This window comes from Rhodohalobacter sp. (assembly GCF_034521535.1).
Taxonomy (GTDB): domain Bacteria; phylum Bacteroidota; class Rhodothermia; order Balneolales; family Balneolaceae; genus Rhodohalobacter.
On the sequence record NZ_JAXHMF010000005.1, the window covers coordinates 388,285 to 401,204 of the forward strand.

The following is a 12,920-nucleotide window of genomic DNA, read 5'->3' on the forward strand; positions in this document are numbered from 1 at the left end:
GAAGGGGGACTTTTTGGCGTCACTTCCATATCCCTAACTCATGTCATTCAGTTTAATCATAAATACTGTGGTAAGGCTACATCGTATTGCTTCGTGGCAAAGAGCTGCAGTTTATTGCCACGAGGACACAAAGACTCAAAGTATCACGAAGTAAACTTTAATTAACAAGGCTCCCATAAATCAAATTCATCTGACCGCGTGTAGCTATCTGTTGAAGATCATTTAAAAATTCTCTCAATCTTTTCGGCTGAAATCAATAGTTTGTGAACCGGATGAAGAAACAGTTTGCAGACATAGCTTTCCCGACAGCCGTTCGGCAGGTTTTTACCTACGAAACCCGCGATGATTCCATCAAGCCGGGCATGAGGGTTTGGGTGCCGCTGCGCAATGAATTTGCCATTGGGATGGTAGTGAGAGTTCATTCCGAAAAGCCGGAATTTGAAACGCGTCCCATCGAGCGTATTCTGGATTCGGAACCGATCATGAATGAGACCGTGCTAAAACTCACGGAGTGGATTCACAGGTTCTACTTTTGCAGCTGGGGTGAGGCGATTCAGGCCGCGCTTCCGGTGGGATTGAATTTCTCATCTGAGAAAAGACTAAGAGTTAAAAAAGGTTTCAAGGGCGAAATCACTGAGGAAGAGCTTGCGATACTAGAGGAGATCGACGAGAAGTCAATGACCCTGAAAGATGCCGAAAAAAGATGGCGGGACGGCAAGGGAAAAACTTTTTTCAAAAAGGCACTGAAGCAGGGCTGGATCACAATTTGGGAAGAGCCGCGGCAAAAGGTGGATTTCAAAAAGATCAAACACTGGCGGATTAAGGATGGAGTTGAACCGGATTCTGTTTTGGACGGGTTGACCGAAAAAGAACGGGAGACCAAATGGGTTCAGGCTTTTAAAGAGTTAACGACTCTTGAATTGCCAATGCCAAACAGCGAGCTGCAGGAGATGAATGAGCTGTTTACCTCCTACTCCCTGAACCGAATTGAAAAGGAGGGATGGATTGAGTCGGTCGATCTGCCCGTGAAAGGGGAGGAGATCTACAAAGGTGTATTTGAACCGGATCAACTGAACAGCCTGATGGGAGAGCAGGAGGACGCTTTTGATCAGATTCGGGAAGCACTGGATTCAAAATCCTTCAGGAGTTTTCTGCTATTTGGTGTGACAGGTTCCGGGAAAACGGAAGTTTATATTCACGCACTGAAACATGCGCTGGATCAGGGCAGGGGCGGACTGGTATTGGTTCCGGAAATTGCGCTTACGCCTCAAACCGTGAAGCGATTTTATCAGATTTTTGGGGATCAGATTGCCGTGCTGCACAGCCGTTTGAATGAGCGCGAAAAGTATGAGGCGTGGCAGAGTTTGAAATCCGGCGAGAAACGAATTGCCATCGGTCCGCGATCGGCGGTTTTTGCACCGGTCGAAAACCTGGGGCTGATTGTAGTGGACGAGGAGCACGACAACTCCTACAAGCAGCACGATCCGGCGCCGCGATATCACGCCCGTGATGTGGCCATTATGAGAGCTCACATGGAGGGAGCGGTAACCATTTTGGGATCGGCTACGCCGGGAATGGTTTCGGTTCAGGCTGTGAAAGAGGAGAAGCATACGCTGCTGCATCTGCCCATGCGTCCCACCGGAACCATGCCTGAAGTGAGCATTCTGAATATGAAGGAGTACAAGTCGGCCATGCGCGGTCCGCTGACGGTGGAGCTATACGAAGAAACCCAAAAAGCTCTCGATCGGAATGAACAGATTATTTTCCTTTACAACCGGCGCGGGTTTGCCTCCTTCATGCAGTGCGAAGATTGCGGACATATCCCGGAGAGTCCGGAGAGCTCGACCAGCCTGACCTATCACAAGCGAAAAAATATTTTACTGGATCACTACAGCGGTTATTCCCGGCGCGCTGATACCCGGTGCGAAATGTGCGGTTCAACGGATTTAAAGACCAAGGGCAGCGGCACACAGCAGGTGGAAGAGCAGGTGCAGGAGATTTTTCCGGACGCCCGTTTGCTGCGGATGGATATGGATACCACCTCAGGCAAGCATGGACATCAGAAAATATATGATCAGTTTTTATCGGGCGAAGCTGATATTCTGATCGGTACGCAGATTGTAGCCAAAGGCCTCGATTTTCCAAATGTGACGGTAGTTGGAGTGATTAACGCCGATACAGAGCTGGCCTTTCCGTCATTCCGGGCAGGAGAGCGAATGTATCAGCTGCTGAGCCAGGTTGCGGGACGTGCAGGCCGTGCGGAAAAACCGGGCGTGGTTTACGTTCAAACCTGGAAACCCGATCATCCGGCCATCAAATGCGCCCGCACACACGATTTCAAAACCTTTGCGCGGTATGAACTTCAACAGCGTGAGATGTTGATGTTTCCACCATATTCCCGAATGATTGTATTTCAGTTTAAATGTCAGTCGTGGAGCAAGGTTCAGGCGGTGGCTGATAAGTTTTGCGATGCCATGCGAATGGTGGTCGGTGAAAATCCGGTGATGGGGCCGTCGCCATCGGTGATAGAGTGGATGAACGGCCAGCACCGCTGGGAAGCCAATATCAAACTGGACCGCAAGTACAACGCCTCAGCTATCGAGAAGCTCCTGGATGAAATCTTTAAAAAGTATGATTCCATCAAACCGAAGGGGTCCGGCGCGGTGCGTATTAATGTGGATGTGGATGCGGTGGAGTAGAAGCAGACTTGAGACGTGAGATATGAGAACTGAGATTCAAAAAAGAAGAATGAGTTAAATTAATGCGTCAAAGAGATTAAACCACCTGTTCAAAAATTTTGTCCTTAATATCAATATGGTAGAAGTGAATAGATGGGGCGAGTTTTCGCCTCCTTATCTGTCCTAAAGACAAAACCGATTTAGTGAAATATCTTTATGGGGGTTAAGATTTCAATCTCTCAGACATAAAAAAACAGCCCCGGATTAGGGAGCTGTTTCAAATGGATTATTAAACTAGGAGGTCTGCTTTATTCAGGTGAAACCATAATTTTTACCTGACTTTTATCTTTTACAAGCACTTCAAAGCCTTTCTCAACAACATCATCGATTTTAATCCGGTCAGTTATCATGTCATCTCCGCTAAAATAACCGTCGCGCATCAGTTCCAATACCGCGGGATAAATATGCCTGTATGCAATAATGCCTTTTATTGTTTTCTCTTTGATCACAATGTCATTAAAATTGATGGCTGCACTATCTTCCCAAATACTTACCACGATAATTTCACCGCCGGCACGGGTTGCATGTATGCCTTGCTGAAGAACTTTTTCGATACCTGTTACCTCAAACGAGACATCCACTCCACCGTCTGTCATCTCGTTAATTTTTTCAACGGGATCTGATTTTGATGAATCTATTACGACAGCCCCCATCTGCTCAGCTTTTTTCAGACGAGCTTCTGAGATTTCAGACACATAAATTTTGGATGCCCCTGCAGCTTTTAAAGCATCAATGACCATTAATCCTATTGGACCCGCTCCAAATACAGCAGCGGTATCTCCGGCTTTAAGATTGCTTTGGCGAACAGCATGCAAGCCCACAGCTGCTGGCTCAACAAGTGCACCTTGTTCAAAAGAGAGATCGTCAGGCATTTTGTGGGCCATGTGCTCTCCAACCACGGTATATTCCGAAAAGCCCCCTCCACCGCCTGATAGACCGTGGAAGCCGAGTTTTGGAGATAAATTATAAAGATGATCTGTGTATTCTCCATCTTTATTTGGGGCATAAATGGGCTCTATAGCCACCCGGTCGCCCGGTTTAAGCTTGGTTACTTTTTCACCTATTTCGACAACTTCACCTGCGAATTCATGACCCATAATTATTGGAGCCTTTTCGCCCGAAATGGGGTGAGGCTCATCTACAGGGATAAAAATTGGACCCACCATAAATTCGTGTAAATCACTGCCGCATATTCCGCATGCTTTTACTTTTACCTTAACATTATGGCCTGTTGCCTTGGGTTCTTCTACATCTTCTACCCTAATATCTTTCGCTTTATACCATCGTGCTGCTTTCATAGTCTGCCTCATATTTTAATTAAAGCCTAAGTTTATAATGCACAGAATCTATAATACTATAAAAAATACACAAAACATCGCTTATTGCCGTAAAAGAAGCATAAGGCATATTTTTCCGGACAGTTGGAAAACCATTATTATTCCAATTTCATCTACGATTTCCTGACGTATCGAATCCATTCCTGACCCAAAACCATAGGAAGGATTGTCATGTCTCCGGCAAATTCCAGGTGATATGCACGCGGAAAGTCCTATTTACTATTGTCTAACCACATGGGCGAGGAGCGTCTGCGACTACACGGTACAGAAAAAAGGAGACAATCTGTCTTCTTCATTCATCCTTATTGGCTCAATCGTAGCAGATATTCGCCCAAAAGAACGTTTTACATGAGCCCTTTTTTACGGTTTACCAGCCAATACACAACTCCTGCAAGTGTGGTGGCTTCTATACAAGTCCCATAGCAGGATTCCGCTACGCGGTTCAGCTCAACAAGATTGTATCCGAAGTGCTCGGACTTTTGCCCAAGTGCTCCGTTTGCCTATATTGCCAGCACTTCCGATACAATCCTTTATGTTATACCGTAAAAGCCAATTTTAATCATCTACAACTATGGCCGCTAATAAAATGAACCGTTCAGAAATAAACATTGATGAAAGCTCACTGGTTGCTGAGACTTCAATAATATCAAGATTTCTAAATGCTTTGTATGCTATCGTTCTTGGAATTGTCCTCGTTCAGGTTTTCTATTTTTTTACCGGCTCAGGATCTGTCATCGTTTTGTATAACAATATCCTCTTTCTCACCTTCCTGGGTGTGTGTTCGATACTTGGTTGGATTGTCGGTGATAATTTCATCGTCTGGCTTAACGATGAGATTGGAAACTGGAAGTTTTGGTGATAAATCTTGATAGCTTGACGTTGGCTGATTAATAATTATCAGATTTGTCCGTTTTTCAATAGATTATCGTATAAACTCTAATGACAAGGTTATGATCACTGATTTTAAAGAGATAGAGCATTCAGCCCTAGAGTTGGATAAGAAGCGTCGGGCAGAACTGGCTAAACTTCTTATCAAAAGTTTGGACGAGGAGGTCGACTCAGACATCGAGCAGGCATGGATTGATGAAGTATCCCGGAGAAAAGAAGAGATTAAGTCAGGAAAAGTATTACCAATATCAGGTGAAGAAGTTCACAAATCGGCCAGAAATATACTTAAAAAGTGAATTTCCAATATCATCCGGAAGCGGCCAAGGAGTTAACCAGTTCAATCGAATATTATGAAGATAAGTCTGAGGGGCTGGGTGAAGAGTTTCTTGATGAGGTCGAAGCTGCTATTTCACTGATACTCTCTCACCCGAAAACCGGTACGTTAATCACTAAAGAGGACCGCAGAATTTTGTTAAACAGATTTCGCTTCGCGTACAAAAGATGAGCCTTACGGCCTTATTTATGATGTCTCAAATGAAATGATCACGATTAATGCTGTGATGCATTTGAGCCGCAGACCTGAATATTGGAAATCAAGAAAGTAAATTACGGTATAACAAGTGTTTCCTGCTGACCTGTTTAGGTTTCTTGCTAAACTATTAAACTGATCGCCACGCAGCAGAAACACCAAACCGTTATGCGCAGTAGAGGGTTATATATTCCGTGCCATAAAATGAAGATGTGTATGCCATGATTGAGACGATTGAACAGGCTTACCACTTTATCAAAAAAGTTAAGATTTGCACGATCTTCTCAAGTGACAAGATTGAGCATACGTCTCTATGGGAAAATATTGACCTTCCAGAAAAACAACCGGGGGAAAAAGGGTGGGGCGAAAAGATGACTGCTGTCTGGACATGGAAGACTCAGCTTCCGGCTATGTATCCAAACGAAATATTCTATGGAAAAATCAAAGGTGGTTTTGCAGTATTTATGTATATGGATTATATGATTCATAATCATTTTCACCAAGCCTATAAAGATATTCAAACTTTGGATAGCCCTGCGCAGCATATGTACAGTAAGATTCTTATAGAACCATGGGATACTACAACGCTTCGCAAGGTAGCAATGCGGGAGGTTAGCTGTACCAAAAGTCAATTTGACACAGCCTTGAAAAATCTTCAGATAACTATGAATATTGTCAGGATAAATGATTCGAAATTCGAGAGAGATACATGGGTGCCTTTTAAAGAATTATATCTAGATGTTTGGCAACAGTATGTAAACGACAAAAATTAACGGGTTGTAAGAACGCTGAATAAAAGTAATGTGAGGGAATCAGCAGGTTGACAATTTTAATCTGTTACATTCAACATACAAACTTCGCAAAAGAAGCAAATCACCCGGACTTCGCCCTAGTTATTCTGTAAAATGTCCGGTAGAATTTGGGGCTATATATTATTAACTACGTTTCGAAAGGCGGTGCCTCTTATTTGCCAAACGGTTAGTTTGCACTTCAGAATTAATATTCAATCTTGATACTATAAATAAGATTATCGACGAATGGTTTTTTCCATTCATCAAATGAGTGGTGACGAATATATGCATCTGATTTAAAAAAAGGATCGATAGCAACCATGGGGACAATCCGCTTATCTTGTTCCGAAAGCCATTCAAAAACAACAAAAAATTCTTTTTCATCCACCCAAAGATATTCTTCATCAAAATCACAGGTGAACCATCCTTTCTCTTTTGCTGCAGTAGTAGTATTTCGCCTGTTGTAAAATTCATTACTGGGCAATCCGGTTAACGAATCTGCTTTGGCTATTCCGCAGCGAATTTTTAATGGATCGTCTCTATCCCTCATTAAAAACATTCTCGAATGAAGAATCTTTATCGGCAAATTACCCTCCCAGCTTACTCTAAAAGCAAAGGCCGCTCCTAATCTTTCCGGATGTGTTCTTAATCCATACGAGGCACTTCCGATTAAAGGTCGCACTTTTTTACCAATCCATCTGGATTTTCCTTTCTTATCAGTGACTGTAACGTGATCCATCTGATAAATCTTTGGAGATAAATTCAATACTGTGTCTTTGGTTTCTATAAGGTTTGAAACCGGAACTTCTTTCGTGTGATAGCCAATAGCAGAAATTTGTAACGTTTCATTCTTAAATTCATTTGAAAGCTCAAATTTAAAAGAACCATCTTTTTGAGAGGCTGTGCCAATATGTTCTGCCGGTATGCCAATATTCGCATAAGCTATTTCTTTTTTAGTATCAGCATCAATTATCTTTCCTTGTATAGAAAAAGAATTCTGTCCTAAGCAAGTACCTGATATAAGCAGAACTTTTAATATCAACATGATTCCTTTTTTCATAATACCAATACTACGGAACATCATGACTTCTGTTGCACTGCCTAACGAAATGTACCTCACCCGCGCATTAACACGGACGCACCTCGCCAATTCTCTGTCACTCTTGGTTTTGAGGCTTCTCTTTCGTTAGTTGCTAACTCAACAGCAATCCGTGCGCAGGTTATGCGCAATGTCGTTAACTGTCAAAGGCTTTATTCAATCGATCAAACACAACCAGCACAAAATGGATACACTGAAAAATCTTAGCTGTATAACCTTAATCTCAGTTATGGTTTGGGGATGCAGTCCACAAGATCAGGATGAATATAGAGTAGAGATTGCCGCATATGATTACGCATTTCAGGTTCCTAAGGAATTACCCTCAGGCTGGATTACCTTTATTTTAAATAATGAACAAGCTCATGAAATCCATGAATTAAGCTTTGCCCGCCTCCCCAAAGACATTACCTATAAAGAATATCTGGATGAATATGTTGGCGCATGGGAAGTTTTATTGGAAGAATTTCAGGCCGATGAAGTTGAAAGATCCGGTATTTCGAAGCGGGTAAATGAACTGTTACCAGACTGGGCTGATGGGGTGGAATACGTGAACGCCCGGGGAATGGTTTCTCCGGGAAGATCAGCCGAGAAAACGGTGTATCTGGAACCGGGATTGTATGCCGTAGATTGTTGGGTTAAGACGGAAGATGGTATTATTCACATCAGTAACGGTATGACCCGGCCCCTTACTATAACGAATGAATCTGCGAACAGTCCTGAACCCTCCGTTGAAAACATAATTACACTGAAAGAACATGAGATCGATATTAATTGGAATGCTGAAACCGGTTTCCATTCATTTGCTGTGCTAATGGAAGCGGACTCTTTGGGAAATCCAGTTCATAATAATGTTCATCTGATCAAAACAGGGGAAAGCACTGATCTAAATGAAGTAAATACATGGATGGATTGGTATAAAGTTGGAGGCCTCAGAGCGCCTGCCCCAGCTGATTTCCTCGGAGGTGTCAGTACCTATGATGCCATACCCGGTGAAAGTGCGAGTTACTTCTCTGTAGAAATTGATGGACCCGGTGAATATGCCTGGATCGTTCAAGTACCGGAAGGCGAACAATTGTGGAATACATTCAATATTCCATAAAATGATCTAATCATGTAAAATTTTTATTTATTTACTTGTCCTGCAAATACGTAACAGTTAACAAGGATTTCCCCGAATGGTCGGGGCAGGCTGTGCGGATCGGTTCAGGTTTTTTGCTCTACTTAAATATTGATCGCCTCGCTGCAGAAAAGCCAAACCGTTATACACCTAAATAATTAAGTAAACGAGATCTGCTATAGGTATTGCTTCTCATAATTTTGTTTAAAAAAAACTTTTAGCTTTTGCCCTACAACTAAAGGGAAACAAACTATTCTGATCAATGAATTCACTTTTTAAGATTATTGCCATACTCATTTTAACCATTGGAATCACCACTCAACACATCCAGGCTCAGAGTGTTGGCCTGAAAAGTGGTGTAAATATTGCAAATTTTTACGATACAGATTTTGATTCCAAAAATCGTTTTGCATTCAACATTGGGTTTTATGGCAATTTCAACCTAAAGGGAACCCCATTTTCTATTCAACCGGAACTGTTCTATTCTCAGAAAGGATCCACCTCCACCTGGCAGTCCGGTGACATTCTTACAAATGGAACATTTAAACTAGATTACATAGAGATACCTTTACTGTTGAAGTTTACCAAAGGCCTTACATATAATACAAACTTAAATATTATGGCAGGGCCATCATTCGCATATCTATTGCGATCAACCTTTTCATCCATTGATTTAAAAGATTCCACCCGTTCAACTGATTTTGGAATCGTGGGCAGTATAGGGTATGAATTTCCATTTGCATCAAAGCTAGTCAGTTTTGAAGCAAGGTATAATCATGGATTCTCAGAAATTTACGATTCAGGATTCAACCCCGAATGTTGTGGTGAATTTCCCAGGCCACAAAAAAACAGAACCATTTCTATTATTGTTGGGATTGGGTTTTAGATGGTATTGATTTACCGCTACTAAAAGATTGCGAGTGGAATCAATAACATGAAAAAATATCAATGGAGATTTGTAAACATTGAAAGTTTGATGGGCTTTTGAGATGACCACTGTTCGACTTGTATTATTTAAAAAACTACTATTTGAGATGAATCAAGGCGTTTTAAGCGGACTCTACTGATTTCACCTGATGAAATGAATAAGCATATCAGAACCACAATTATCGCCCCCATGACTTCTGCAATTTAAAACTATCCAACGCGTGTCAAAACCACGTTTCAAGTCAAGCAGTAATATGAAGTAACCCCCCAAAAAACAAATATACGTTTATTTTACAGTTATGTGGTTGTAATTTGTAGAATGAGGCCGTCCATAAAGGTAGCGGGCTTCTAAAACCGCTTAAATAATTTAGCCTTTCTATCAGACTCACCCCTGCCTGCTCCCGAAAGCATTCGGGATTCGGAAGGCAGGCTATTTCCCTCTCTAACTAATAGAGAGGGATTTGTCGTCAAAATTATTTAAGCTCGATTACTTTTGCTTTTACTTTTTAGACAGCCTCAGTAAAATCTCCGTGATTTTAGCCGAACCATGAGTGGAAGTATATTTAACTACACTCTACATTCTGAAAATCACTGTTCCAGCAAGCCTGATCTCCATTATTGTAGTTCGGTGCGATCAGGTAACCTTCAAACGTTTCGCTGTTCCACTCAATTTCCGTTGTTTGATCTTCACCGGCATTGTAATAGGTGGCCAGCTTCACCGGGGAGTTGAAGGAGTACTCTATGTAATCTCCAAGATTTCCGTTTCTGTCTGTCAGAACCTCCAGGCGCAATTCAAGCTGTTCTTCATTTTCGATACTCCAGGTGACCTGAGAGACTTCATTTCCGGCATCTTCACCAAAAAGCGCATAGTAGGTCCAATTCCCGGCGGAACCATCTTCTGCAACTTCACCTTCAAAAAATAGCAAATCGACAATATTAAGCGCAGAGTTGGTAACATACATTTGCCAATTTACAAAGCCATCACTGCCTGATGTTGCAACCAGCTGAATTTCGAAATTATTATTGCTCTCATCAGATGTATAGCTCCAGGTCCACTCACCGTCATCTGTTAGCTCAGGGTCAACATTTTCAGCAGCACTGAGCAGTGCTTTAGGAATTGCCAGATTTGTGCTTACAATGCCTTTCATCACCATTGCCCGGATTGATGCATTTAGAAAATGAGTGTAAGATTCATTCTCTGCAGTGAGATTGGCACCGGGATCCTCATCAAATGCGGAAAAATCCATATTCATGGATTCCACGGGAGGAAGCTGCGGTGCCTGCTCATCCAATGAGTTAGTGGAATCCTGGCAAGAGATTAATAGAAGTGATGTTGTTAATAAAAATAATGATGGCAAATAGTATTTTCGTAGCATAATCAGGTTGATTAAATGGAGTTTCTTATCTGTTAAATCAAATACTTTGGTAAAATGTTCCTGTCTAAAATTGAAATTAAATGCACATCAAGTGAATAGAGATTGGTTTTTATAAAGAATTAATAATCTTTGATTAGTTTAAATGGAGTAAGAACGTTACTGTTTTAGAAGTTCGTACTTTTTTACAGGTCATAGAGTTCTCAAATGAAATCAAATATACAGATAGGGTCAGATATATTTTTGTCTGCACTCGAGCAAACACCGGCATCCATCGTAATTACAGATGCAGACGGCCAGATTGTATATGTAAATAAGTTTTTTTCGGAGTTGAGCGGATATACTTACGAAGAGGTATTGGGAAAAAATCCCAGAATTCTAAAATCCGGCTATCAGTCAGATGAGTTCTATAAGAAACTTTGGGCTACGATAATCAGCGGGAAGATCTGGAAGGGTGAGTTTCTTAATCAGAAAAAGGACGGTTCGCTCTACTGGGAGAAGGCTACCATCAAACCGATTAAAGACGATGAAGGAGAGATCAGGCACTACATCGCCGTAAAGCAAGATGTTACAGAAGAGAAAAATCAAGCTTCTAAAGCAAGAAGAAGGGAGAGAATTCTTAATGACGTTGAGAAACTATCGAAAACAGGCGGTTGGGAATATGATGTAAAGAAAGACGAGTTTTATTGGTCTGATTATCTTTATGAAATTCACGGTTTTGAAAAACCCATAAAAGAAAATGCTGTTGAGAAAAGCTTGGAGTGCTATCACCCTGATGATCGTGAACGAATCAGTAAAGCTTTTAAGCGATGTCTGAAGGAGGGAGAAGATTATGATTACACCGTTCGATTCACAGATTTAAACGGTAATAAAAAATGGGTCCGCACCAAAAGTTATGCAGTAAAAAATGAAAATGGAGAAATAATCAAGGTTATCGGCTCCGTTCGGAATGTTACGGATGAGGTTGAACAAGAGAAATCTCTAAAAGAGAGCCATGAAAAGTTTAAGACGCTAGTGCAATCTTTTGACGATATCGTATTTACTCTGGACCGGAGAGGGCGACATACAGCACTTTATGGAAAATGGGCTGATGATGAGGTACAAAAAGAGTTTTTGGGTAAGAACGCATTCGATATTTTTGGCGATGAGAAGGGCATGGTTCACATGAACGCAGTAGAAAAAGTATTGAAAGGTGTTCCGGTGATTTATGAATGGTCGATTGAAAACTTGGAAGGAGAAGAAGAGTTCTATCAGACAAAGCTTACACTGTTGAAAGATAATCCTGAAGGTACAGATATACTGGGAGTTGCCCGTAATGTAACTACGGAGACAGTCTACCAAAGAGAGTTATTTGAAACCAAGCAGAGGCTGGAGTTAGCGTTGAAAGCTACCAGGGCCGGAACCTGGGACTGGGATTTAACAACTGATGAGCTGATCGTAAATGAGTGGTGGGCGAAGATGCTGGGCTACAATTTGAGTGAAATTAAGTCGCATATTTCTTCATGGGAAAATCTGACTCACCCGGATGATTTAATACCTACTCAGGAGCTGCTCTTCAAACTTTTTTCAGGCAAGAAGAAGTATTTTGATACTAATATCAGGATGCAACACAAGGATGGAAGTTGGATTTGGATTAATGACCGGGGAATGGTCGCTGAAAGAGATGAAGAGGGGCAACCTGTTCGCCTGGCAGGCACACACGTAGACATTACGAAAAGAGTAAAAACTGAGGAAGCCCTAAAAATCTCAGAGAAGCGATATAAAGATCTTTTCACGCGCTCTTCTGACCCTAATCTTATTTTCAAAAATGGGGTGATAATAGACTGCAACACATCAGCTGTAGAGATTTTGGGGTATAAGAAAAAAAATGAGTTGATAGGAAAAACTATAGTCGACATTTCTCCGGAAAAGCAACCGGATGGGACGTTGACGGCAGATCTACAAAGAGAAATGTTGAGCGAAATGCAGAAGAAAAAAGTCCCATAGATTTGAGTGTGTTCATCAAAAAAAAGATGGAGCATATCTACCTGTTGAGGTTGTGATTACGGCTTTTACAGACAAAAATGAAGAGGAGCTTCTGCATGTAGTTTGGAGAGACATTACAGATAGAAAGAAAGCAGA

11 protein-coding genes are annotated in these 12,920 nt (G+C 41.7%); 8 read left to right on the forward strand and 3 right to left on the reverse strand.

Translation table 11 applies throughout. The features are described from left to right. Window positions 1-272 precede the first annotated feature (272 nt). Window positions 273-2,699 (forward strand): replication restart helicase PriA, encoded by a 2,427-nt coding sequence (gene priA / locus U5K35_RS08725; protein ID WP_322571072.1) that lies wholly within the window; start codon window positions 273-275, stop codon window positions 2,697-2,699. 287 nt (window positions 2,700-2,986) lie between these two features. On the opposite strand, the gene U5K35_RS08730 is transcribed toward priA, so the two are convergent. Next, complete coding sequence (locus tag U5K35_RS08730) at window positions 2,987-4,036, reverse strand: 2,3-butanediol dehydrogenase (RefSeq protein ID WP_322571073.1); 1,050 nt, start codon at window positions 4,034-4,036, stop codon at window positions 2,987-2,989. Window positions 4,037-4,646: 610 nt separating this feature from the next. On the opposite strand from U5K35_RS08730, the gene U5K35_RS08735 reads away from it, so the two are divergent. The 4 genes from U5K35_RS08735 (at window position 4,647) to U5K35_RS08750 (ending at window position 6,265) form a co-directional block, all read left to right on the forward strand. After that, the gene (locus U5K35_RS08735; RefSeq protein ID WP_322571074.1) at window positions 4,647-4,934 is read left to right on the forward strand and encodes a hypothetical protein; all 288 of its coding nucleotides are present in this window, start codon (window positions 4,647-4,649) and stop codon (window positions 4,932-4,934) included. A gap of 91 nt (window positions 4,935-5,025) precedes the next feature. Continuing rightward, complete coding sequence (locus U5K35_RS08740) at window positions 5,026-5,259, forward strand: addiction module protein (RefSeq protein ID WP_322571075.1); 234 nt, start codon at window positions 5,026-5,028, stop codon at window positions 5,257-5,259. Beyond that, window positions 5,256-5,468 (forward strand): type II toxin-antitoxin system RelE/ParE family toxin, encoded by a 213-nt coding sequence (locus U5K35_RS08745; RefSeq protein ID WP_322571076.1) that lies wholly within the window; start codon window positions 5,256-5,258, stop codon window positions 5,466-5,468. The genes U5K35_RS08740 and U5K35_RS08745 overlap by 4 nt, the downstream gene beginning before the upstream one ends. Window positions 5,469-5,713: 245 nt before the next feature. Beyond that, on the forward strand, window positions 5,714-6,265 hold the full coding sequence (locus U5K35_RS08750) for a hypothetical protein (protein ID WP_322571077.1): 552 nt from the start codon (window positions 5,714-5,716) through the stop codon (window positions 6,263-6,265). Between the two features lie 223 nt (window positions 6,266-6,488). On the opposite strand, the gene U5K35_RS08755 is transcribed toward U5K35_RS08750, so the two are convergent. Next, window positions 6,489-7,343: a carboxypeptidase-like regulatory domain-containing protein gene (locus U5K35_RS08755; protein WP_322571078.1), complete on the reverse strand. Its 855-nt coding sequence runs from the start codon at window positions 7,341-7,343 to the stop codon at window positions 6,489-6,491. A gap of 223 nt (window positions 7,344-7,566) precedes the next feature. Here U5K35_RS08755 and U5K35_RS08760 point away from each other — a divergent pair, with 223 nt between their 5' ends. After that, the gene (locus tag U5K35_RS08760) at window positions 7,567-8,481 is read left to right on the forward strand and encodes a hypothetical protein (protein ID WP_322571079.1); all 915 of its coding nucleotides are present in this window, start codon (window positions 7,567-7,569) and stop codon (window positions 8,479-8,481) included. Between the two features lie 280 nt (window positions 8,482-8,761). Next, window positions 8,762-9,385: a porin family protein gene (locus tag U5K35_RS08765; RefSeq protein WP_322571080.1), complete on the forward strand. Its 624-nt coding sequence runs from the start codon at window positions 8,762-8,764 to the stop codon at window positions 9,383-9,385. A 604-nt stretch (window positions 9,386-9,989) separates the two neighbouring features. Here U5K35_RS08765 and U5K35_RS08770 read toward each other — a convergent pair. After that, window positions 9,990-10,802 carry a hypothetical protein gene (locus U5K35_RS08770; RefSeq protein WP_322571081.1) on the reverse strand — a complete coding sequence of 271 codons (813 nt, stop codon included), beginning with the start codon at window positions 10,800-10,802 and terminating at the stop codon, window positions 9,990-9,992. Window positions 10,803-11,006: 204 nt separating this feature from the next. Here U5K35_RS08770 and U5K35_RS08775 point away from each other — a divergent pair, with 204 nt between their 5' ends. After that, window positions 11,007-12,785, forward strand: a complete 1,779-nt coding sequence (locus U5K35_RS08775) for a PAS domain S-box protein (protein WP_322571082.1) — start codon at window positions 11,007-11,009, stop codon at window positions 12,783-12,785. Window positions 12,786-12,920: the final 135 nt, after the last annotated feature.